A 22841-nucleotide genomic window follows, 5' to 3' on the forward strand; every position below is an offset into this window, starting at 1 on the left:
AGTCATGGGCCGTGCATGATTCCGGTCGGCGGGGGCGAAGCGGTTCACTTCGCCCCGAAATCACCGAATTTCATCCACGGATCGGTTTGGGGAGGAAATGACACAAACGTCATTTCCTCTTTTTTCACGGGATGGGGAAGCGTCAGCCTGTGGGCCCACAGAGCCAGTTGTTGGCCGGGTTTGTTTCGGGCGGTTCCGTACTTTTGGTCTCCGTGGAGCGGATGTCCGATCTCGGAAAACTGGACGCGGATCTGGTGGGATCGTCCCGTCTCCAACCGGATCCGCATGAGACTGAGCGGGCCGCAAACCGCAAGACGCTCGAAATGCAGGACGGCCTCCTTGGCACCGCGGTGCCCGGCCGGGACCACGAAAACCCGGTTTCTTTTTTGGTCTTTCCACAGGTGATGCTTCAGCGTTCCCGCCGAGGGCGCCTTCCCGTGGACGACGGCCAGGTACACCTTGTCCACCGCCTGTTTTTCCCGGAAGGAGTCCGACAGGCGGGATGCCGCCTTGGACGTTTTGGCAAACACCATGACGCCTCCGGTGGGGCGGTCGAGTCTGTGAACCAGACCGAGGAATACATTCCCCGGCTTTTGATACCGCACTTTCAAATCTTTCTTCAACAAGGAAAGCAAATCCTCATCGCCGGACGCATCGGCCTGAACCGGAAGATTGACGGGTTTTTCCACCACCAGCAGGTGGTTGTCTTCATGAAGGATCCGGATGGCCGGACGGGTCTGTGTGTACATCTTGATTTCGTCCTCTCGGGTCATGGTTCTCCTCAAAGGATACCTCAAGATCGGGCGTCATGACCAGTTTGTGACCGGAGCATGGTCCGAACCAGCCTGTCCGCCCGGCGGGTGGTTTCCGGAAGCCGGAAACGCGGGGTCAGCCTCAGGACCCACTCACGGGCCGTTTCCAGGGAAACGAGGTGCCCGATGGAAACACAGACCGGTTTGATGCCCGTTTGTGTCCTCAGCAAACATCCGACCACTTCGCCCCGGTCCACGAGCGGAGAAGAATCTCCGCGCATGGGCCCCGGTTCTTCCCCTTCGCCGGTCAGTCGGGTTTTTCCGCATCCGATGGCCGGGATGTCAAACATCACGCCGAGGTGGCAGGCCAGTCCGAATCGTCGGGGATGGGCCCGGCCTTGACCGTCGCACACCACCAGGTCGGGTCGAAGGTTCAGCCGCTCGAACGCCCGAATGACGGGAGGAAGCTCCCGAAACGAAAAGAGTCCGGGGATATAGGGAAAGCGGGCTTGATCCTCCACCACGGCTGAGTCAACGGTTTCCAGCGTGACGGCATCCAGAACGACCACGGCCGCCACCAATCGGTCTGACCGGTTGTCGTAAGCCACGTCCACTCCCGCCACCCGTTTCACCTCTTTCAGCCGGTCTTCCCGAATCACCCGTTTCGCCCACTCCGTTTGCAGCCTGACCGCTTCCTCTTCCGTCAGAACCCACGGATGCCGCAGGACCGGTTTCATTTGAACGCCTCCCGGGACTTTCGGATCATTCAACTGTTCTTTGTTGTCGTTCATGATACAATTTTATATCAGAATCTGTGAGATGGTTGTAAGATTCGCCGGAGTTTCTTTCCGTTTCACAAGTGACTGAGCGAATGGACGCACGGGGAACGGATCCGGCATGTTTGGCTTGCACAACCGAAACTGCCACCGGAGGACCGACACATGGCGCACACAAAGAGAGATCACGGGAGGATTGAACGGGAGAAGGAGCCCGAACTCTGCCGGGTCGGCAAGAAGTTGGCGGAGATTCTCAAGGATCGACGGACGGCGGAGTGGGCGTTCGGCATGTATAAAGAGACGGCAGGGCGATTGGGGATCACATCCGCAGCGGATGAACGCTTTGCCGTCACGATGCGTTCGGATCTTGCCCGCATCCATTTCAATTTCTGTTCGTGGCTGACGGTCGGTATCGGACGCAGGGAAGACGGTCAGATGACGGTCCGTCTCCCGCTGATCCGGGGGAAATTGGGAGAGTTCGCGGACAAACCGGAGATCCGGGAAGATTACGTTCACAAGTCGGATTCCGAAGTCGGGAGCTATTCGTTTCAAATGGCCGATTTTCATGCCTTTCGAGATGAGATTCTGGCCTTGTTCGACCTTACGTTGAAGCGTATGGTGCGGCGATTTTCCGGAGTGACCCGATCGCCGTATCGCCGGCGGCACCAGGAGCTGCTGGGCAGGGCTCTTTTTGACAGGGCGATTCGGGATGAATTATTGGCTTGTGCGTTTGAGGGAAAACGGCCGGTTTCCGGGCGGAATGTCCGGGCATTGGCGGATGAGACGGGTTTTCGACCGGAAGAACTGGAACTGTGGCTGAACGCGTTGGAACGGAAAGGGCAGTTGATTTTTTATGGTCCGCCGGGGACGGGAAAATCGTGGTTGGCGGAGAAACTGGCGGAATGGGTCGCCGGAAAGAACGGCTTGGTCAAACGGCTTCAATTTCATCCCGGATTTTCCTATGAAGACTTCATCCAAGGGATTCGGCCTGTCAGCGGCGGGGACGGCAAACCGGTCTATCGGCTGGAACCCGGTCATTTTCTCCGGTTTTGCAGGGAAGCGGAAGCAAAGTCGGGGAAGGCGGTGCTGATCATTGACGAAATCAACCGCGCCGCGCCGGCCGGAGTGTTCGGGGAACTGCTGCTGGCGCTTGAACGCCGGGAAGAGGAGATTCCGCTTGCGGCAGGGGGAGTGATTCGGGTGCCCGGAAACGTCCGGATCATCGGGACGATGAACACGGCAGACCGGGCCGTGGCGCTCATGGATCATGCGATCCGTCGCCGGTTTGCGTTTGTCCGGGTGAATCCCCGTTTTGACGTGCTGGAAAGGTATCATCGGCTTCGCGGAAACCGGATCCGAGGTCTGGTTCAAGTATTGGAGGAAATCAATCGGCAGATTGCCGAACCGGACATGGAGCTCGGCACTTCTTTCTTTTTCACCCCGGATTTGTCGGGAGAATTGGAGGGGATCTGGAGAACGGAAGTGGAGCCGTACCTTGAAGAATTGTTTGCCGGCAACCCGGAGGTTTGGGAGACCTGGCGGTGGGACCGGGTGAAAGGGAGACTTCGGTCATGAACGGTTGGTTGGAGCTGAAAGAGTTTGAACCCACCCGTGTGGAGTCCGGGCGTTTGTCGATGGATGAAGGAATGTGGCTTCATCGTCGCTTCGGCAAGCAATTGAAGGTGGACTTTCCCGGTCCGGCCACGGAGGGATGCTGGCGGTTGACTCCCAAGGGATGGGTCGGTGTCATCCCGATGGGAAAGCGGGGAGGCATCCGGATTTCTCCGCGCTTTCCGGTGCAAAATCTGTTTCTCATGCTGGGGATCGCATGTCGTTTCGGCGGTGTCTGCATCATGGACGGACGGATCCGGGCGGACAATGCGGAAGGATGGGTCGATCGGTTGATCGGGTGGCTGGCCGATCGGGTGGCGGAACGGATCCGGAGGGGGCCCGTCCAGGAGTTTCGCACGGAAGAAAACACCTTGCCGGTGGTTCGGGGTAAACTCCTGACGGAAAAGTGGATCGCCCGTCCGCATCCGGACCGGATCCCGTGCCGCTTTCGGGTCATTGATGCCGACTGTGACGACAACCGGTTGTTGCTTTGGACCTTGCACCGGGTCTTGCGCGCCCGGCTGCCGCTCCAATCGGAGACAACGGCCAACGTGACCAGGGCGTACCGGATGTTGTCCCGGTTTGTCACGTTGCGTCCGGTGAACGTGCACGTCCGGAACGCAAAGGCGTATCATCCCCGATACGGGGAGTATGAGGGATTGCACACGCTTTGCCGGCTGGTGCTCGAGGGGTTGCTTCCGGGACACGGTTGCGGAACGGGAGAAGCGATCCCGTTTCTGGTGGACATGTCCCGGCTGTTTGAGATGTTTGTGGCTGAATGGTTGAAAATGTCCGCTCCCGATCAATTGGAGATTCGCTCCCAGGAGCGGGTTCGGCCGGCCGGAACGGGGCGCATCCGCTTCAGGGCCGATCTGGTGGCCGTGGATCGCCGGACGGGTCGACCGGTGTCGGTGATGGATACCAAGTACAAATCGGTTCAATCCCTGTCCGCCCGGGATGTCGCCCAGGTGGTGGCGTACGCGTTGTCGTTGGGAACCCGGGAAGCGGTGCTGGTCACTCCCGGCGGCGGCGAGGAACTGGATGAAGAGATCGGCGGCATTCGGGTCCGCGCGTTGGTGTTTGATGTGGCCCAAGACCCGGAAGCCGCGGGGAAGGCTTTTTTGCGGGCGTGGTTGGAGGGTGGAAGCCGTGCTACAATGAGAAGGTCATCTCATCAAACCGGAGCGTGAATCGTATGCAATCCTGGCGCTTTTTGCCGTATCGCGTCCATACGCCGGCCGAGAACATGGCCATTGACGAAGCCATCCTGCACGTGCACCGGGAAGGTCGGGTGCCTCCGACCGTCCGTTTTTACGGCTGGAATCCGGCGACGTTGAGCATCGGGTATTTCCAGCGGGTGGACAAGGAAGTGGTTCTGGAGCGGATCCGCTCACGGGGGTTGGGGTTTGTCCGGCGCATGACCGGCGGAAGGGCCGTCCTCCATGACAAGGAATTGACCTACAGCGTGGTGGTTTCGGAAGATCATCCGCTGATGCCTCCCACCGTGAGCGAGTCCTACCGGGTGATCAGCCAGGCTTTGCTCGAAGGATATCGTCTGCTCGGACTCAAGGCCGAGCTTTCGTTGCCCGAATCCGGCCGCAGGGAAGCGGCGTCGGCGGCATGCTTTGATTCTCCGTCCGATTATGAGTTGGTCATCGAGGGCCGGAAAGCGGCGGGGAGCGCGCAAACCCGGCAACGCGGAGTCATTCTCCAGCACGGGTCCGTTTTGGTGGATCTGGATGAGGACCTTCTGTTTGATGTTCTCCGTTTTCCGAATGAACAGGTGAAAGAACGGCTGAAACGGAGCTTTTCCGAAAAAGCGGTGGCCATCAACCAGCTGCGGTCGCCCGGAGCATCCATGGAAGAAGTGATCAAGGCGTTTTTCGAGGGATTCGAGCGGGGAATGGGCATCCGGCTGGAGCCCGGAGAACTGACGGAGGAAGAACGGGAAGTGGCGGACCGGCTGGTTCGGGAGAAATACGGTACCGACGATTGGAACCGAAAGAAATGATCGGCGGAAGGTTGCCGAAACGGAATCCGTTTTGCTAGAATCGGCTTTGTCATTCCATCCGGGACGGCCTCCGGCCGCCCCCGACGGCAGGTGAAATCCTTGAAAAACCTTCACGGAAAAACGGCCATCGTCACCGGCGCATCCAGCGGAATCGGCGAAGCCACCGCTCTGGCGTTGGCTGACGCCGGCGTCGACGTGGCGATCACGGCCCGGCGGGCGGACCGGCTGAAGCGGCTCGCCGACCGCATTCGCCGCGAAACAGGTGTGAGGACGCTGGAGATTCCCGCCGACGTGACGGACAAAGAGGCCATGGTTCGATTGGCGTCCCAGGTGAAAAGCGAATGGGGACGCATCGACATTCTTGTCAACAACGCCGGCGTGATGCTGCTCTCGTTTCTGGAGAAAAACAAAGTGGAAGAATGGGAGCGCATGGTGGATGTGAACATCAAGGGAGTCCTGTACGGAATTCACGCCGTCTTGCCCGTGATGCTTGAACAGGGAAGCGGGCACATCGTCAACATTTCTTCCGACGCCGGCCACGAAGTGTTCCCGTCATCTTCGGTGTATTCGGCCACAAAATTTGCCGTGCGCGCCATTTCCGCGGGAATCGCCCAGGAACTGACGCCCAAGGGGATTCGCGTCACCAACGTGTCACCCGGTGCGGTGGCCACCGAATTGGTGTCCCACGTGACGGACCGGGACGTGCTCGACATGTTTGCGCAATCTCCCGTCGTCCTGATGCAACCCGATGATATCGCACGGGCGGTGGTGTATGCGGTTTCCCAGCCGGAGCATGTCAACGTGAACGAAATGATGATCCGCCCTTCCAACATCCGCCGATGAAACGCCGCGGAATGAACCCGGAACCCGTCATGCGGTTCCGGGTTTTTCCCTTCTGGATGAAACAGGGTGAGAGTTGTGTGAAAGAATTTGAAATCCATTCACTTTTCCGACCAATATTCATTGATTTTCGTGGTTGGGAACGTTATGATGTAGATATGGATCGTATTATGGGAATTGTTGCATAAATGTGACGGGAACGATGCATGACACGGAAACGGGGCTTGTTGGTTCATGGATTTGTCAAAAATTTTTTCCGTTTTTGTGTATTTGCGCTGTTCGGGCCCCGTGATCGCTTGATTTTTCCGGTTCTTGTGATAGCATAGAGATGCCGGTACTTATGACTCCATAATTTGTCAATTCATCGGTATTCTTTCAATTTTCTACAAGGTTAGGGGAACGCTGTTGAAACACGAAACTCAAGGAAAAAGTCGCTTTTATGAGAGATTTCAGGTGGAAGATGTCATCAACTTCTTCTCCGGCCAGCTTCTTCAGGCGAAATCTCCGGACGGGGCACAAGTGTTTCTCCAAGCGATCAAGGTGCGTCGCCGGCCTCTTCCCAAAGGATTTCAGGATGCGTTGCGGAAGCTGCAACATCCGAACCTGGCGCCGATCCTTGATGTCATGGAGGAAGAAGATCAAATCATCCTTGTACATCCCCCGTTCTCCGGTGACCCCCTGCCTTTGATTGTGAACAAGGAACGGACGATGGATCCCGACAACGCCGTTCGCATTGTCCACAATTGCCTGAGAACGCTTCAGGATCTGGAACGCCTGCCGTTGCCGCTCAGTGCCACGCTCGACCCCAAAAACATTTTGCTCGTGGGTCACAAACCGCTTTTGCTCTTCTATTATGTCAAGGACTCCAAACAGTCCACTTTTGACGAAAAGTGGCGTGAGCTCTTGTTCTACCTGGTGACGGGGCAAGCTCCGATCGGCGGGCTGAAACAATGCGAGAAATTGTTGGATGAGAAAAAGATCCCTTCCCGGGTGGCCCGACTGGCTCTTCAATGCCTGGACCGGAAGTTCAGTCTGGGACAGATCACCCATTCCGTGGGCAGATACGTGGCCAGCCGATCCAGAGAGGAAGGAGGCGAATCCGGGCGTAAGGGACGTTCCCGCAAAACGCTTTACACCGCGATCGGTGTGGCGGCCGCCGCTTTGGTGCTGGTCACCTTGTCCGTTTCTTCCCAGATCGGCTTGGGGGAAGCCTACAACCAATGGGCCGGAGAAAGGGAAGTCCGACTCAGGGACGGGGAAATCGTCGACCAATTTACATTCACCAAACACAAGGAATGGTTCACGCTTCCCTACACTTTCAAGGACGTGACCAACATCCGGGGCGATTTCACCTTGAAAACGCTGAACGGCTTCACCGGTTATGTGGAAACCAAGGACAGGCAGTCCGTGTTCGGGTTTTACGTGAAAAAAGAAACCGGCATCGTTTCTTTGTTTTACTACATGAAAGGCAAGATGTACCCGATCGGGGAGTCCGGCGAGCAGTTCCGGATCAAGCCCGGGAAGAAATACACTTTTGAAGTGATCTACATTCCGGGTGAACCGGTGCGCATCTCCATCCAGGAGTACGGGGAAGGAGAGCGGTATGTGGCCGTCGGAACGACGCACATGAACGGTGAACTGACCATGCGTTTCCGGGGAGAAGAAGGGGCCACTCTCTATTTCCCGCAAATGACCAGCACCGACAGGCAGGCTCTGGAACAGACGTTCCTGAACGGGCAGCCGTGGCGGATCGGATACGGACAGGGAATCATCCGTCCGGATGACGAGTACATCACCCGTCTCTCGGTGTATCCGAACACGCAAATCCGCATCAATGCCGCGGAATCCGACCGGTTCGCGTTCATCCCGCCGGAAAAGGGAAATCCTCTGCAGTTGAATCTGCAGGGCGTCGACAACAGCATGTACCGGTTGGTTTGGCAGAAAAATGAGAAAAAGCTGGTCCTCTACCTGTTGGAGCAGAAACTGGTCGAGACTCCCGTCAATTGGGAGCCCAAAAAAGACAAACCCATTCTGGTCACGTTCACTCCCGATCAGCTGGACAAGCTGAGCGTTACGGTCTCCCAGGATTCCAATCAAACGGAAATCAAGTACACCAATCCGAACGGACCCGTTGCCATCCGGGAAGTTTCGATGATTCACGAAAAGGGATTGGAACTGGTGGGGGTCAAGACGTCAGGGGAGTGAGAAACAAAACGGCCGCGATACGCGGCCTGTTTTTTTGGGGACCGACTGCCTGATGATCCGGTTTTCGGGGAGCGGCATGCGGTGCTTAAGGAAAAAACGACGACCCGCCTTTGGAGGCGGGTCGGTGATCAGATGCCGATCTTCCGGACAAACCCTTCTTGCAACCGCCGGGTGATCGGGCCCGGCCGGCCTGTTCCGACGGGGGTTCCGTCAATTTCAACGATCGGGCAGATCTCCATGGTGGTGCTGGTCAGGAAGACCTCCTCGCATTGTTTCAGTTCTTCTTCGGCAAGAGCTTCTTCCCGGACGGGAATTCCCGATTCCCTGGCGACGTCCAACGTGATTTTTCGCGTGATCCCGTGCAGGATCAGATGATCGGCAGGGTGTGTGTACAAGGTTCCCGCTTTGACGCCGAAAATGTTGGTGGAGCTTCCTTCCGTGACAAATCCGTCCCGGATCAGAATGGCTTCGTGAGCTCCCCGTTCCACCGCCTGTTGCTTGGCAAGGACGGCTCCCAGAAGATTCAAGCTTTTGATGTCGCAACGCAGCCAACGGATGTCTTGGGTGGTGATGGCCCGCACTCCGTTTTCCAACTCCCGGACGGGGCGACCGGACGGCTGGGTGTATGCGACCAATTGCGCCTTGATGTCAGGGGGAAAAGCGTGATTTCGCGGAGCGACTCCACGACTCACCTGCAAATACAGGTTGCCGTCACGCATCCCTTCGACCTCGAGCAGCCGGAGAAGCAATTCACGGATTTTGGAGACGGGTTCCGGCAAGCGGAGCCGAATGGCGGCGGCGCTTTTCTCCAACCGTTCCAAGTGTTCTTGCATGCAAAAGGGCTTCCCGGCATAGACGCGGATCACCTCATACACGCCGTCCCCGAATTGGTAGGCGCGGTCTTCGATGTCAATCTGCACTTCATCCCGTTTTAAAATGCGATCGCCGTAGAGAATCATTTCTTTCATCCTTTCCGTCCCGGTATACTTCCAGTGTGACGGATCAAAAGCAAAAGCTCAATCGGATTTTGGAATGATCATCGCTGTCAGGATTCCCGGTGCTCCGTCCGTTTTTTTTGATCAAGAGAATCCGCCGTTGTAGAATGAATGTTACAGCTGTTCTTTCCCGATGTTTTTCCGAAATGCGTCGGCGATCGCCCGGTGTCCCGAAGGACCGGGGTGGATGGGCATTCGGGGAGACCGGAGCAAGTCGCGGAGCCTTCCCGTCCGGTACCCGTCGATCAGCCAAGGCTCGCGACCGGCAAAAATGCCGTGAATGTCAATCACGGGAACGCGGAATGACGCGGAACGGGTTTCGATGAGACGGTTGATCCGCGAAACGTAATGATTGGCCAGAGGTTCCTCGGGGAACGGATTATACAGGTTGAACACGTAGACGGGGCCCGCGGTTTCGCCGGTCAGTTTCCGGAGAATTTCCGTATAACAGAAGGAAAAGTGGTACAAAGCCTGTTCAAACACCGCTTCATGGCCGAACAGCAGGAATTTGAACCAGGCGAACAAAAGGTCGTTTCCTCCGATCAGGAGGGTCGAGAGACGGGCTTCGCGGAGAAAACGGGCGGCCCGGGGGGATCCGAGGGCCCGGGCCAGGTTCTTGCAGCGCCAACCGCTGCGGCAGATTCGGACCGGATCAAGGTGTTTTTCGTCGGCCTCCAACATTCGGTGGATTCGGTCCACATACCCTTGCCCGGGCGGAGCGCCCACTCCTGCCGTGACGGAATCTCCGAGCGCAAGCCAGTATCGGTTTCCCATCGCTTGCGCCCTCCTTTCCCGGAACGTTTGATTCATTCTATGAACGGGGAAAACCGCCGGACAGGGCGTGAGGTCGCAAGCCCCGGGCCGGATTCTTCGACAAAGAGACGGATGTAAGGATGGGATGAAATTGGCCATTTTTGCATTGAGTGATTTGCACCTTTCATTCAAACGACCCGTCACGCTTTATGACATTGATCATGAACGGGATGTGGACAAGCCGATGGATGTGTTCGGATGGACCCGGCATTATGACCGGATCCGTGACAGCTGGCTCAGGGTTGTGGGGCCGGATGACACCGTGCTCATCCCGGGAGACATCAGCTGGGCGATGCGCATGGAAACGGCGATGAACGATTTCGGCTGGATTGCCGGTCTTCCAGGAAAGAAAGTATTGTCTCCGGGGAATCACTGCTATTATTACAGCAGCAAAAAGAAGCTTCGGGAGATGCTCCCCGAAGGCATGACGTGGATCGATGCGGATCATGTCGAGGTGGAAGGAAAGGTGATTGCCGGAACCCGGGGATGGACACTTCCGGGTGACCCGTTCTTCAAAGAAGAAGAGGACCGGAAGATTTACCTCCGACAGGTGGGACGGCTCCGCATCGCGCTGGAGTCGGCGGTCCGCGAGCATCCGGGGCGCGAGATCATCGTGATGCTTCATTTTCCTCCGCTCACCCGCAGCTGCACGGAATCCGGATTCATGGATGTCATGAAGGAGTTCGGAGTCTCCCTGTGCGTATACGGGCACATGCACGGCAAAGCGGCGGAGGAAGCCATCCAGGGAGTGACCGAAGGCGTGGAACTCAAGTTGGTGGCTTGCGATCATCTGGACTTTTGTCCGGTCAAAATCAGGGATTGAATCGAAAGCCCCCGATGAAACATCAATGCGAGTGACAAAATGTGCGTTTTGTGATCCATGGAGGATGGGCGCCGGCCGTGACGAGCCGTGTTCCGGAGACATAGGTTGGAACAAGCCGACAAGTGAGGAGGGGGAACGATGAGTGGATGGGGTTACGGCTGGAGGCAATTGCTGATTTTCTTGTTGGTCATTCCCACGATCTTCGTGTTCGCGTGCGGATGGTGAAAGAGAAAGGAAACCTTTCGGGGCTTTCCGTATGTGGACGGTCAAGCCGGGAGCGGGTGCTTTCTCCGGACTGACGGGGAAGCGCTTGCGGACCGGTTGCGCAAGGCATCTGGTTTCGAATCTTCCGAAACCGGGGCCTTTTTTGTTGTCCGCGCCCCGTTGAAGCGGTCCGGCGGATGATCACAGTCACCGGACCGAAGGAAGCCGGAAGGGGCGGGAAACATCACCGATAATACGGATTGTTGTCGTAAGGACGGTTTTCGTACGGCTCCTCTTCGAGAGCGCTCGCGATTTGTTCCCTGAGCATCCGGTTTTCCTCCCGGAGCTGCTGAACGTCGTACAGGAGTTGCTCAAGAAGGTGTTCGATGTTGACCAGGTGTTCGGACGGACCGAACGGCATGTTCTTGGTAATGCTTTCAAACTCTATGTAATCTTTGATGATTTGGTCAAGAAATTCATTCACTTCATCCACGTCATAACCGCGTACGGAACGCTTGAATTCCTTGCTGTGTATTTCGCGGGCGGTCAGTCGGGGCATGCCTACTCCTCCCTGTGTCCGGTTTGCTCATATATTTCAGTATACTTGTTCAAGTCTGAATGGTAAATACTCCGTTTCCTGTACTTTCCGCCCGCTACAGGTTCACACTTCCAGTTCGACCCGGCCCGTGACGGCTTTCACCAGCTCACCCGAGGTCAGCAGTTCCGTCGCCGCCTGAATGTCCGCATGTCCTTCCCGGTCATGTTCAAGGGGAGGTACCACACGTCGCAACAGGCGCCAAGCGCATTCCGTACCGATCCCCGATTGACCGGTCCTGAATTCAAGTGCCTGTCCTGCGCACAGATATTCGATGGCCAGCACGCGTTCGCTATTCCGGATGATTCTCATGCATTTGCGGGCGCTGATGGACCCCATGCTGACATGGTCCTCCTGATTGGCGGAGGACGGAATGGAGTCCACCGATGCCGGATGGCAGAGGCTTTTGTTCTCCGAGACGAGGGATGCGGCGGTATACTGCATGATCATGTAGCCGGACTCCAGTCCGCTGTTTTTGCTCAGAAAAGGAGGCAAGCCGCTGAGTGTCGGATTGACGAGACGTTCGGTCCTGCGCTCCGAGATGTTGGCGATTTCGGACATGGCCATGGCCAGGTAATCGGAGGCCAGTGCGAGCGGCTGTCCGTGGAAATTCCCTCCGGAAATGACTTCGTCTTCATCGGCGAAGATCAAAGGATTGTCAGTGGCGGCGTTCATTTCCGCAAGCACGATTTCCCTTACGTGACGGAACGCGTCCTTGGAGGCGCCGTGAACCTGGGGAATGCAACGAAGGCTGTACGCATCCTGAACCCTTTTTTCGCCCGGTTCCGTGACGCGCAGGCTCCCCTTGAGAAGTTTCAACAGGTTGGAAGCGGTGACGATTTGCCCCCGATGTCCGCGTGCCAGGTGCAAACGGGGATGGCATGCGTGAGGGATTCCTTCCAAGGCTTCCATGGTCATGGCGGAAATGATGTCCGCGGCCAGCAGCAATTGGCGTGCCCGGATCACGGCATGGGCCATCAGGCTGCACATCATCTGGGTTCCGTTGATCAGTGCAAGCCCTTCCTTCGCTTCCAGCTCAAGAGGAACCAACCCCAACTCGCGAAGCACACGGGCGGCCGGTTTTTTCACACCTTTGTGCATGACTTCTCCCAGTCCCAGAAGCGGAAGGCACATATGGGCCAACGGCGCGAGATCTCCGCTTGCTCCCAGTGACCCCTGCGAGGGGACGATCGGATGAACTTCTTCATTGAGCAGTTCCGCCATCATCCGGACGGTGGAGGGACGCACGCCGGAGAAACCTTTCGCCAGGGCGTTGATCCTGAGCAGCATCATTCCGCGTACCACCTCTTCCGGAAGAGGCTCTCCCGTTCCGCACGCATGGCTGATGATCAGATTTCGCTGAAGTCTCCGGGTTTCTTCCGGCGGGATCACCGTGTCGCACAGTTTGCCGAATCCCGTGTTCACCCCGTAAACGGTCCGGTTTTCCAGGATGAGGTGTTGCACGTAGCGGGAGGACTCCTCCATGCGGAGCAGTGCTTCGTCCGACAGGGCGACTTTGGCGCGGCCGTGCACCACGCGATCAAAATCGTCAAAACCGAGTTGACTTCCGGTCAACACGACGGTGGCATTTTTCGTCATCATGACACGCTTTCCCCTTTTATTGGAGTAGAGAACGAGAGAAGGGAGGAATCGGAACCAAGCCCGACCCTCCCTTCTTTTAGACTTTTCATTTATCTGATTAATGATTCTATTATATTCCCGTGCATAAAAAAAGTCGACGCCTCTTTTCAGGGGTGCCCTCACCCCGCTGACGCCGTTCGAGTAGTCTGGAGAAACGGTTCAAACCGAACGGAACGGGGAAGGAGGACCCATCATGCCTTGTTCCTACCGGAATCTTTTGAAAAACAGCGGATTTACCCGCGGACTTGCTCCTTGGACCGGATCGGGGATCATGCGGATTCACAATCCGCTCCGTGAAGGAGATTGGGCCGTTCTGATGAACAGCCCGGGGGATATCCTCAAACAGATCGTGCAAGGACCGTTCGAAACCGGCTGTGCTTATTACCTGTATTTTCGCGCCCTGAACCTTTCCGGGCCGGGCGCCGAATTTTTCGCCACGGTGGCGTGGCTGGACGCGGGAAAACGCATCATCCGTTCCACCCCTCTGCAAATCCTGCCACCTCGTACCGGAAACAAATGGTATTCGTATTTCAGCATCGTGCCGCCGCCTCCCCGAAGGGCTGCCTATGCGTCCGTGTCGTTTTATCATCGTGCCGGAGCGGTATTGGTCGATTACATCCGTCTCTCTTCACACGACATCTGACACGCCCGGTGTGGTTTCGGCTGAGGCAAATGTTTGTCGGAAACGAACCGGAAGCCATGAGTGGACATCTCCCGACGCACGCGGACAGCCGCGTGCGCGTTTTTTCGGGATGCGGCGCGTTCTTGCCGGGAATCAAAGATTTTCAGTAGAAATAAAGGGGCAAATCCGGTATACTTTAACATGCCAAAGATCACGGATGGAAAGGTTTCATTCGTGTCAAAGAACCCGAAGCCGGTTCCGTGGGCGGATGCGCATTTTCGTCACGTTGTGCCGGACATTCGCAGGCGGAAATCGGGAGTCTCCAAGATTTTTTGCGGTGACAGGGGGGAGGAACCATGCCGACGCCGAGCATGGAAGATTATTTGGAGAACATCTACAAATTGATCGAACAAAAAGGGTATGCACGGGTTTCCGACATTGCGGAAGCATTGGAAGTGCACCCCTCCTCGGTCACCAAAATGGTTCAAAAACTGGATCAGAACAAGTATTTGGTTTACGAGAAGTATCGCGGGCTGGTTCTCACCCCCAAGGGCAAGAAAATCGGCAAACGCCTTGTGGACCGGCACCATCTTCTCGAACAGTTTCTGCGGCTGATCGGTGTGAGCGAAGAAAAGATTTACCAGGATGTGGAGGGGATTGAGCACCATCTTTCCTGGGATTCCATCACCGCCATCGAAAATCTGGTTCAACTTCTGGAAAATGAACCTCAACTGGTAAAGAGGCTTCACTCAATGAAAGAAGCGGAAGAACAGGAAGTGGATCTCCCCTGACCGGGTTTCGGACCGTTCATCGGTCCGAAACCCGCACCGGGTCACCGGCCGATCCCCGGAACGAAAAATCGGATTTTTCCGAATTCGAAAAGGGAAAAAACATCCTGATCCCCGCGACACCCGAATACAATGGGTGAAGCAGGATGTACAGGGAGGGGATTGTGATGTGGGCAGATGCCGTGTTTGAAGGCGGCGGAGTGAAAGGGATCGGTTTGGTCGGCGCGCTCAGCGTGGCGGAAGAGCGGGGGTATCGGTGGAAAAAGGTCGCCGGCACGTCTGCCGGCGCGATGATCGCATCATTGGTGGCCGCCGGCTATACCGCCCGGGAACTGGTCGATCTGATGATGGAGAAACACTTCGTCGATTTCCTGCCTCGCACCGGGCTGCTCCGGATTCCGTATGCCGGACCGCTCATTCGTCTCTGGGTGAAAAAAGGCATTTTTTCCGGAAACCAACTGGAACGATGGATGGAAGACCTGTTGGCGGCCAAGGGTGTCCGAACATTCGGAGATTTGCCCGAGGACAGAGAACTTGCCATCATCGCCACGGACATTTCGAGAGGCCAGTTGCTCGTACTGCCGGGAGATCTGGAGGCTTACGGTCATGATCCGAAATCCTTTCCGATTGCCCGGGCGGTTCGGATGAGCACGTCCATCCCCTATCTGTTTGAACCGGTGAAATTAAGGCACAAACCTTCGGGAACCAACTGTCTGATCGTGGACGGCGGCGTTTTGAGCAATTACCCGGTCTGGTTGTTTGACCGGGAAGTACCGCGGTGGCCCACGTTCGGATTCAGACTGGTGTCGGACGTGCATGAACAGGTGACCGAAATCGAAGGTCCGCTCACGATGTTGAAATCCATTCTGTTCACGATGATGGATGCACACGACAACCGGCATGTCCGTGAACAGGATCAGGTCCGGACCATCAAGGTTCCGGCATTGGACGTGAAACTGACGGACTTTTCAATCTCCAGGGAGAAAAAAGAGGAACTGTTCCGTTCCGGCGTATTGGCAGCGGAAGCGTTTTTCGATTCCTGGACGTTCGAACGGTATTTGGCATCCAGAGGAAAATCGGGTCGCATCACCTTGAACATCCGTCCGGGGGACGAAGCGGGGGCGGGGGCTTCCTGAGACCCGCAAATCACCGAAAAGCCGGAAACGGTTCGGCAAACCTCGGGGAGGAGCCGAACCGTTTCCGGCCGGTTTGAATGCAGACCATCCGCGCAAAGCCGTTCACAGCGTTCCTTTCTTTTTGCCGTCGATGACGCGGAAGGGATGCTTTTTCTTTTTCTGCCGGTTTCCGTGGTCCCGACGTGTTTGAAAGGCCGGGTGGCCGGGAGAACCGATCCGGAGGAGCCAACGGGGCGGGAATTTGTACAGATACCAGACGAGGGCCACGACCGCGGCGGGAATCAAAATGGAGCCGGGTGAAAGGAAAAGTTGGCTGATGAGTCCGATCGCCAACAGTCCGAGAATGAGCCGGTTCCACCATTTCGAGCCGGAGTGGCGGTTCATGAGCATTCACCCTTCCTGGAGGAAGTCAGCCTGAAGTATGTGCGAGGGAAGGCTGCCTGACTGCCGAGTCGGTTTCCGCCTGCAAATCGAGTTCCCGCATGCGCCGGAATGCCGCGATCGCCACCTCGACCTGGTCGTCGGTGGGTTCTTTGGTGGTCAGCTTTTGAAGCCAAAGACCCGGAAGGCCGAGCCAAGACAGATACGGATTGTCTTTCACGGCGTTGGTGGCTCGCAGCAGTTCAAAGGAAATCCCGATCACCACCGGGATGAGAAGCAATCGCGTGAGAATCCTGTCCCAGACGGACTCGTACGGGAACCAGGAGTACACCAGCACTCCCACGATGACGGAAAAGATGATGAAACTGCTTCCGCACCGGTAATGAAGGGTTGAGTGTTTCTGCACGTTCCTTACCGTCAGTTCTTCCCCCGATTCCCATGAAGTAATCACCTTGTGTTCGGCGCCATGGTACTGGAACAACCGCTTGATGAGGGGAGTTTGGGAAATGGCCCACAAATAGGTGAGGAGGAGAAGGACCTTGATGGCTCCTTCAAACAAATTCTGAATGATCAGATTTTTGGTCCAGTGATCCAAGAGAAGACTTGCCAGAAAAGCCGGAACGGCGGTAAAGATCACTTTGCCGATGATCAGGGACAGAATCCCGACGGCCGCCACTCCGAGAATGGTGCCCAAGTTGGATCCCGATGAGCGGACTTCCGCGGGGTCAATGTCCTCTTCATCCATCTCGTAACGCTCCGAGGCGAACTGGAGATGTTTGGCTCCCGATGCACTGGCTTCGATCAGGGTCACGATGCCGCGCACGAACGGTATTTTTTTGAGGGTGGACATCCAGGGGGAAGTCGTTACAGAGGTTTCGAACAGTTCGATTTCACCGTTTTTGCGTCTGACCGCGGTGACCTGGACGTGTTTCCCTCCGAACATCACACCTTCCACGACGGCCTGACCGCCGTAGAAAACGGGTTTTTCAGTCACTGTCGGCATACACCACCTTGCGTACGGACTTGCCGTGTGCCCAAAGTATTCAATCCTCCCGTTTTTTCCCCGGTGGGGAGGCAGGTGTATTTATTCTATCACAAACCCGACCGGCAGGCGAATCACTCTCCGATCGACAAATGAATGAAAACATGGGAGAATAAGAAATTGCCGCCAACCGGGGGGCATTTGTGGTAAAATGACGAAAGAACTGCGGGAGGTGACCGACATTGGCGAAAGTGCTGGTTCTCCACGGACCCAATCTGAACCGGCTGGGAACCAGGGAACCGGACGTGTACGGCCGGATCACCCTGGAAGAGCTGGACGATCGGCTCAAACGGCTCGGGCGTGAATGGGGACTGGAGGTCACGTGCTTTCAAAGCAATGTTGAAGGTGAACTGATTGACCGGATTCATGCCGCGGAAGATGAATTCGATTACATAATTCTCAATCCCGGTGCCTATACCCATTACAGTTACGCGATTCGGGACGCGATTGCTTCCGTGCGGGTGCCGGTGATGGAAGTCCATCTTTCCAACGTGCACGCCCGTGAACCCTTTCGTCGTGTATCGGTCACGGCTCCCGTCTGCCGCGGGCAAATCGGCGGATTCGGCATCCTCAGTTACGAGATGGCGTTGTACGCCGTTCAGCGGTGGGTCAAACAGAGTTCCGAACCGGGAGGTGAAGTTGATGCAAAATCGCATTGACCGTCTTCGCCGATTGATGTCGGGACGGGGGATTGAGGCCGTGTTGATCAGTCATCCCGTCAATCGTCGGTATCTGAGCGGATTCACGGGTTCTTCCGGCGTGGCGCTCATCACGGCCTCCGATGCCGTGCTCATCACCGATTTTCGCTACGTGAGCCAGGTCAAGGAACAGTCTCCCCACATGACGCTCGTCGAGCATGCTTCCGCCTCCCTTCTTCAGACGGTGGCGGAGGAATGCCGGAAACGGGACGTCAAGGAACTGGCGTTTGAGGAACATCACCTGACCTTTGCGCAACACCGGGCGTTGGAGGATGCGCTGGGCGGAATCAAACTCCGGCCCGTCGGCACGTTGACGGAAGAGCTCCGGATGATCAAGGATGAGGCGGAAATCCAAATCATCCGCGATGCCGCCAAAATTGCGGATCAGGCTTTCGAAGGCATCCTGAAAGAACTTCGTCCGGGAATGCGTGAACGGGACGTGGCCCTTCGGCTGGAAGTGATGATGAGGGAAATGGGGGCCAGCTCCTCGTCTTTCGACATCATCGTGGCTTCCGGAAAACGTTCCGCCCTTCCGCACGGAAAGGCTTCGGACAAAGTTTTGGAAAAGGGCGATCTGGTTACACTTGACTTTGGAGCCTGTTACCGGGGATATGTTTCCGACCTTACCCGGACCGTGGCCCTCGGGGAACCGGGAGAGAAAGCACGGGAGATTTACGGGATCGTTTTGGAAGCACAGGTGAAAGCCGTGGAAGCGATCCGCCCCGGTATCACCGGCGTGGAAGCGGATGCCGTCGCCCGGGATTACATTCGGGAAAAAGGGTACGGAGACTATTTCGGGCACGGAACCGGTCACGGCATCGGACTGGAGGTTCATGAAGGGCCGACTCTGTCGATCCGTGGAGACACGGTGCTGGTTCCCGGCATGATCGTCACCGTGGAACCGGGGATTTATTTGCCCGATTTCGGCGGAGTGCGGATCGAGGACGACGTGCTGGTCACGGATGCCGGATATGAAGTGTTGACGCATTCCCCGAAAGAATTGATCTTGCTCTGATTTTGAAACTTTCTTGATGGTGGAGGCAGGAATCATGATCAGTGTGAACGATTTTCGCACCGGTTTGACCATCGAATTGGACGGAGATGTGTGGCAAGTCATTGAGTTTCAGCATGTGAAGCCCGGAAAGGGTGCGGCGTTTGTTCGCTCCAAACTCCGCAATCTCAGAAACGGCAACATTCAGGAACGGACGTTCCGCGCCGGGGAGAAAGTGCCGCGTGCCATGGTGGAAACACGGCAAATGCAGTACCTGTATGAATCCGGCGGCGAATATACGTTCATGGACAACGAATCCTACGAGCAAGTGACCCTCCCGGCCGAGCGCCTGGAATACGAACTCAACTTCCTGCAGGAAAACATGAACGTGAACATGGTCATTTTCAAGGGTGAAACGATCGGGATCCAGCTTCCGAACACCGTGGAACTGGAAGTGGTGGAGACCGAGCCCGGCATCCGCGGTGACACCGCCACCGGCGGCAGCAAACCGGCCAAACTGTCGACCGGTTTCGTGGTTCAGGTCCCGCTGTTCATCAATGTCGGAGATCGCCTGATCATTGACACCCGCAGCGGTCAATACGTTTCCCGCGCATGAGCGGACTCAGGAAACCCTTCCGGCCCAAGCCGGAGGGGTTTTTCAATTCATCCACCACTTCATCAACTGCAGAAAAAAGGCCGTGATTCCGGCAGCCATCAAGGGGCCGACCGGAATTCCCCTCATGAACAAAATGCCGAAGATCGATCCGATCACCAGACCGACGATGAGTTGGGGATCCACCTTGAGCAGATCCAGGCCCTTTCCGTTCATCCAGGTGGCCAGTGCTCCTCCGGTCAGGGCGAAAATGCCGGGAAGCGACGTGAAGATGCCGAGCACGTCTTTCATTTGAACTCTTCCGGATGCGAAGGGGACCAGAACGGCAATGGTGAGAAACAGGAGTCCGAATTCCAGCCCGCGCCGCTCCACGGTGGGGAACAGTCGTTCCAGGTGTATCAGTTTGATGATCAGGAGAAAGCTCGCCGCGGTGGCGATCAGCGGCGAGCGACCGATGATTCCGACAACGATCAGGATGACCAAAAGGAGATCTGGTTTCATGGGGCATCTCCTTGTCCCGGGAAAGTTTGTACCATACTATGTCAGATCGAAGGAGGATATCATTTTCGAACCGGATCTGACTGACAAAACAGATGCCAGGTGTCGGAACGCAGGCCGCGGCGCAGACATTCCAGGGAAAGAACGTCTTCGGGTGGAATGTTGCCGAGATTCGCGTTGCCGTCGGTCAATTCCAGCAACAGGACCTGTTGGTGTTTGCGCGGAGCTTCCCAGATGATTCTACCGGCACCGGCGGTGCGCAGAATCGCTTCCACTTTGCCACGGTCCATGCGGCCTTGTTCATCGAAAATTCCGACATGGGTTCCGGTTTCGCGGCCTTCCACGATCACATAGGAGGCTCCGTCTTCAAGATCCGTTTCATATTCCGCCAGAAATTCACCGACGGAGAAGGAGGAGCCTTTGCTCTTTTTCCCCACCTCGGTCAGGACGAACAAACCGGTTTCACGGGCTTTGCGAATGAGCCGGGATCGTTCTTCCGGGGCGATCGGGATCGTGCCGTCGGAGATCTCCACCCAGTTCATTCCCAGTTCTTTCACTTTTTCAAAGTATTCCTCAGCCTTTCCGTGGAACCACGCGGTTTCAAAGAATGTTCCCCCGGGGTACAGGTTGATTCCGCTGCGAACCGCCTGTTCAATCTTGGTTTTCAGCAGGGTCGGGGGAGTGACGGCGGCCGTGCCGAACCCAAGCTTGATGAAGTCGACATATTCGCCCGCCGTTTCCGTCAGATCAAGGAACGCGCGCGACCCCAGCCCCTTGTCCATGACCATGGTACAGGCAAACGGACGGGGCTTGGGGCGGCGCCTTCCACCGGGATCTGCAAGTTTCTCATCCCAAATCGGTGTCACGGGTTTCATCCCATCCGCTCCTTTTTTTGGATCTCTGCCAAATATATGCGGGAGCGGACGGGCTTTAGTCCTGATTCATGCCGGATTCAGGCGACGTTTCCGAAGGAGCAGTCTGGAGCGGTCCCCTTTTCCCTTGAGGCGCATCGGCCGGCGGATGAGCAAAGCGGAGAGAATCAGCGCCAGCGCGAGCAAACCGGCATTGCCCATGAAAAGCAGATACGGGCTGTCGGCGAGTGCACCGTATACGGGCGGCCCGAGTGCCACACCGAAGAAACGGACACTCCCGTACAGTGAAGTGATGATGCCCCGTTCCCGCAATCCCACCGCTGATGTGATGAGCGTGTTGAGACAAGGCAAAATCAGCCCGGCACCGATCCCGATGAAGAACGTGTCGGTCATCAGCCACCACATTCCGTCAATCCACGGAGGAACGGTGATCGCCAGCGTCATGAGGGCCATTCCGATCAAAATCAGTTTTTTCATCAATCCGGTTTGTTGACGAACTTTCGAGCCGGTGATGTAAGCAACGGCACACAGAGCCAAGAGTGGAACGGCCAGGAGCAATCCTTTTCGGATGCCGTCCATCCGATACGTTTTTTCCAGGAATTCCGACAGGAAAAACAGAACACCGAACATGGAAAACATCGTTACGGCACCGGCGAAAAACGCCGTGTTCAACCATCGTCCCTGCCGCTTGAACACCATGGAGATTTTTTTCCGGTATTCACTCAGGGGAGCGGGTTCCTGTTTGGCCGCCGGCTCCCGGATCCACTTCCAAAGGGCAAGTGCCACGGGAACGCACAAAAGCGGAAATGCAAAAAACATGGCATACCAGGTGATCATGGCTATCAAGGAGCCGAGGACGGGACTGAGCACTTTTCCCATCGCATTGGAGGCTTCGATGATTCCGAGAGATTTGCTGCGACTGCTTCCCTGGAACAGGTCACCGACCAGGACCATGGCGATCGGAGCCGTTCCCGCCGCACCGATTCCCTGGATGATCCGGGAAGCCAGCAGAAAACCGTAAGATCCGCCCCCGATGACCGAGGCAAAACCGGCGAGAAGCCCTCCCAGTCCGTACAAAATCAGGCCCGTGACGATCACTTTCTTGCGGCCGATGCGGTCGGCCAGGATCCCGGCGACGGGAATCACCATGGCAGCCGGAACGGAAAAAAGAGTGATCAACAGGCTGACCTGAAAAGACGAGACCCCGAGCTCCCGGGATGCCGTGGGAAGAACGGGAATGATCATGGAATTTCCCAGAACCATGATGAACGGAATGGCGCTCAATACGGCCAGCGTGAGGATCCCGGGATGTTGCGATGCCGATGGTTTGTCGGACGGCATACGTATTCACCTCGAACCAATGCTTTGTGGTTATCATGTCCGTTTGTCCCCTCCGTTATCGATCCGGGCATGTTTGCCTGAGGGGGGTTCGGGAGAAACTAGGTGGAAACTTGGAGGGGAAATGAGGTGGATCTTCCATGTATGAACAAATGAAACGGGATCTTTCTTACGTTCAGGGTCTGTTGGACGGTGAGTCGGGGCATCGGGACCATCCCGACCACAAGGCTCTTTACCGGTTGGCGGAAACCGTCGACAAACTGGTGGAAGCCGTGGAACATCTGGAACGCAGGCACAAGGAGTTGGAGGAATACGTCGAAATGATCGACGAGGACCTGGACGAGCTGGAGCTTCAGGTGTTTGAGGAAGAAGATGACGATCTTGTGGAAATCGTTTGCCCCGAGTGCGGGGAAGAAGTGCTGGTGGATGAGGACGATCTCGAAGACCGGACGTTGGAAGTCCTCTGTCCCCATTGTCATACCGTTCTCGAAATGGAAAATCTGTCCGGAGATGAGTCGGATCATGTGATCGAAGACCGGGAACGGTCCGTGACGGACGGCACTCCGTTCGACGGAAGTTGACCTTTTGAGTCAAAA

The 22841-nt window shown here is 56.4% G+C and carries 23 protein-coding genes and 1 pseudogene; 13 read left to right on the top strand and 11 right to left on the bottom strand.

Going from position 1 to position 22841, the window contains the following annotated elements; all coding sequences use genetic code 11:
* Window positions 1–44 precede the first annotated feature (44 nt).
* Entirely contained in the window at window positions 45–749 is a 705-nt protein-coding gene (locus tag EG886_RS05400; protein ID WP_124727177.1) for an RluA family pseudouridine synthase, read from the bottom strand.
* Window positions 750–793: 44 nt separating this feature from the next.
* Window positions 794–1489 (bottom strand): deoxyribonuclease V, encoded by a 696-nt coding sequence (gene nfi, locus EG886_RS05405; protein ID WP_124727178.1) that lies wholly within the window; start codon window positions 1487–1489, stop codon window positions 794–796.
* 204 nt (window positions 1490–1693) lie between these two features.
* Here nfi and EG886_RS05410 point away from each other — a divergent pair, with 204 nt between their 5' ends.
* The 5 genes from EG886_RS05410 to EG886_RS05430 all read left to right on the top strand — a co-directional run bounded on the left by EG886_RS05410 (window position 1694) and on the right by EG886_RS05430 (window position 8195).
* On the top strand, window positions 1694–3103 hold the full coding sequence (locus EG886_RS05410; protein ID WP_124727179.1) for an AAA family ATPase: 1410 nt from the start codon (window positions 1694–1696) through the stop codon (window positions 3101–3103).
* Window positions 3100–4329, top strand: coding sequence for an McrC family protein (locus tag EG886_RS05415; protein ID WP_124727180.1), 1230 nt, complete (start codon window positions 3100–3102; stop codon window positions 4327–4329). Before EG886_RS05410 ends, EG886_RS05415 begins: the two co-directional genes overlap by 4 nt.
* 5 nt (window positions 4330–4334) lie before the next feature.
* Window positions 4335–5150, top strand: a complete 816-nt coding sequence (locus EG886_RS05420) for a lipoate--protein ligase family protein (RefSeq protein WP_124727181.1) — start codon at window positions 4335–4337, stop codon at window positions 5148–5150.
* Window positions 5151–5249: 99 nt separating this feature from the next.
* Entirely contained in the window at window positions 5250–5993 is a 744-nt protein-coding gene (locus tag EG886_RS05425) for an SDR family oxidoreductase (protein WP_124727182.1), read from the top strand.
* A gap of 402 nt (window positions 5994–6395) precedes the next feature.
* Window positions 6396–8195, top strand: a complete 1800-nt coding sequence (locus tag EG886_RS05430) for a serine/threonine-protein kinase (protein ID WP_124727183.1) — start codon at window positions 6396–6398, stop codon at window positions 8193–8195.
* A 128-nt stretch (window positions 8196–8323) separates the two neighbouring features.
* Here the strand turns inward: EG886_RS05430 and dat are convergent, their stop codons facing one another.
* Together dat and EG886_RS05440 are read right to left on the bottom strand one after the other, a co-directional pair.
* The gene (gene dat / locus EG886_RS05435; protein ID WP_124727184.1) at window positions 8324–9163 is read right to left on the bottom strand and encodes a D-amino-acid transaminase; all 840 of its coding nucleotides are present in this window, start codon (window positions 9161–9163) and stop codon (window positions 8324–8326) included.
* A gap of 141 nt (window positions 9164–9304) precedes the next feature.
* Window positions 9305–9964, bottom strand: a complete 660-nt coding sequence (locus tag EG886_RS05440; protein ID WP_164491673.1) for an SGNH/GDSL hydrolase family protein — start codon at window positions 9962–9964, stop codon at window positions 9305–9307.
* A gap of 124 nt (window positions 9965–10088) precedes the next feature.
* On the opposite strand from EG886_RS05440, the gene EG886_RS05445 reads away from it, so the two are divergent.
* The gene (locus tag EG886_RS05445) at window positions 10089–10826 is read left to right on the top strand and encodes a metallophosphoesterase (protein WP_124727186.1); all 738 of its coding nucleotides are present in this window, start codon (window positions 10089–10091) and stop codon (window positions 10824–10826) included.
* Window positions 10827–11474: 648 nt separating this feature from the next.
* Here the strand turns inward: EG886_RS05445 and EG886_RS13945 are convergent.
* Window positions 11475–11589 (bottom strand): annotated as a pseudogene (locus EG886_RS13945) (DivIVA domain-containing protein); the annotation flags it as partial.
* A gap of 102 nt (window positions 11590–11691) precedes the next feature.
* On the bottom strand, window positions 11692–13224 hold the full coding sequence (hutH, locus tag EG886_RS05455; protein WP_420894162.1) for a histidine ammonia-lyase: 1533 nt from the start codon (window positions 13222–13224) through the stop codon (window positions 11692–11694).
* A 235-nt stretch (window positions 13225–13459) separates the two neighbouring features.
* Between hutH and EG886_RS05460 the strand changes: the two genes are divergently transcribed.
* From EG886_RS05460 to EG886_RS05470, 3 genes are all read left to right on the top strand, one after another.
* Window positions 13460–13909 (top strand): hypothetical protein, encoded by a 450-nt coding sequence (locus tag EG886_RS05460; RefSeq protein WP_124727189.1) that lies wholly within the window; start codon window positions 13460–13462, stop codon window positions 13907–13909.
* Window positions 13910–14244: 335 nt separating this feature from the next.
* Window positions 14245–14679, top strand: coding sequence for a transcriptional regulator MntR (mntR, locus tag EG886_RS05465; RefSeq protein ID WP_124727190.1), 435 nt, complete (start codon window positions 14245–14247; stop codon window positions 14677–14679).
* A 164-nt stretch (window positions 14680–14843) separates the two neighbouring features.
* A complete protein-coding gene (locus EG886_RS05470; protein ID WP_124727191.1) occupies window positions 14844–15812 on the top strand; it encodes a patatin-like phospholipase family protein in 969 nt (322 codons plus the stop codon).
* A 102-nt stretch (window positions 15813–15914) separates the two neighbouring features.
* Here the strand turns inward: EG886_RS05470 and EG886_RS05475 are convergent, their stop codons facing one another.
* Both EG886_RS05475 and EG886_RS05480 read right to left on the bottom strand, forming a co-directional pair.
* Complete coding sequence (locus EG886_RS05475) at window positions 15915–16196, bottom strand: hypothetical protein (protein ID WP_124727192.1); 282 nt, start codon at window positions 16194–16196, stop codon at window positions 15915–15917.
* Window positions 16197–16221: 25 nt separating this feature from the next.
* Complete coding sequence (locus EG886_RS05480; RefSeq protein WP_124727193.1) at window positions 16222–17196, bottom strand: DUF1385 domain-containing protein; 975 nt, start codon at window positions 17194–17196, stop codon at window positions 16222–16224.
* A 221-nt stretch (window positions 17197–17417) separates the two neighbouring features.
* On the opposite strand from EG886_RS05480, the gene aroQ reads away from it, so the two are divergent.
* Genes aroQ through efp form a run of 3 tightly spaced genes read left to right on the top strand, consistent with a single transcriptional unit; the run spans window position 17418 to window position 19540 of the window.
* The gene (gene aroQ, locus EG886_RS05485) at window positions 17418–17894 is read left to right on the top strand and encodes a type II 3-dehydroquinate dehydratase (RefSeq protein WP_124727194.1); all 477 of its coding nucleotides are present in this window, start codon (window positions 17418–17420) and stop codon (window positions 17892–17894) included.
* A complete protein-coding gene (locus EG886_RS05490) occupies window positions 17878–18948 on the top strand; it encodes a M24 family metallopeptidase (RefSeq protein WP_124727195.1) in 1071 nt (356 codons plus the stop codon). Before aroQ ends, EG886_RS05490 begins: the two co-directional genes overlap by 17 nt.
* Before the next feature lie 34 nt (window positions 18949–18982).
* Entirely contained in the window at window positions 18983–19540 is a 558-nt protein-coding gene (gene efp / locus EG886_RS05495) for an elongation factor P (RefSeq protein WP_124727196.1), read from the top strand.
* Between the two features lie 42 nt (window positions 19541–19582).
* On the opposite strand, the gene EG886_RS05500 is transcribed toward efp, so the two are convergent.
* The 3 genes from EG886_RS05500 to EG886_RS05510 form a co-directional block, all read right to left on the bottom strand.
* Window positions 19583–20038 carry a DUF441 domain-containing protein gene (locus EG886_RS05500; protein WP_124727197.1) on the bottom strand — a complete coding sequence of 152 codons (456 nt, stop codon included), beginning with the start codon at window positions 20036–20038 and terminating at the stop codon, window positions 19583–19585.
* Between the two features lie 59 nt (window positions 20039–20097).
* On the bottom strand, window positions 20098–20910 hold the full coding sequence (comA, locus tag EG886_RS05505; RefSeq protein WP_124727198.1) for a phosphosulfolactate synthase: 813 nt from the start codon (window positions 20908–20910) through the stop codon (window positions 20098–20100).
* Window positions 20911–20976: 66 nt separating this feature from the next.
* The gene (locus EG886_RS05510) at window positions 20977–22248 is read right to left on the bottom strand and encodes an MFS transporter (RefSeq protein ID WP_124727199.1); all 1272 of its coding nucleotides are present in this window, start codon (window positions 22246–22248) and stop codon (window positions 20977–20979) included.
* A 137-nt stretch (window positions 22249–22385) separates the two neighbouring features.
* Between EG886_RS05510 and EG886_RS05515 the strand changes: the two genes are divergently transcribed.
* Window positions 22386–22826: a CD1247 N-terminal domain-containing protein gene (locus EG886_RS05515; RefSeq protein WP_124727200.1), complete on the top strand. Its 441-nt coding sequence runs from the start codon at window positions 22386–22388 to the stop codon at window positions 22824–22826.
* Window positions 22827–22841: the final 15 nt, after the last annotated feature.

This window comes from Staphylospora marina (genome assembly GCF_003856495.1).
GTDB lineage: Bacteria > Bacillota > Bacilli > Thermoactinomycetales > Thermoactinomycetaceae > Staphylospora > Staphylospora marina.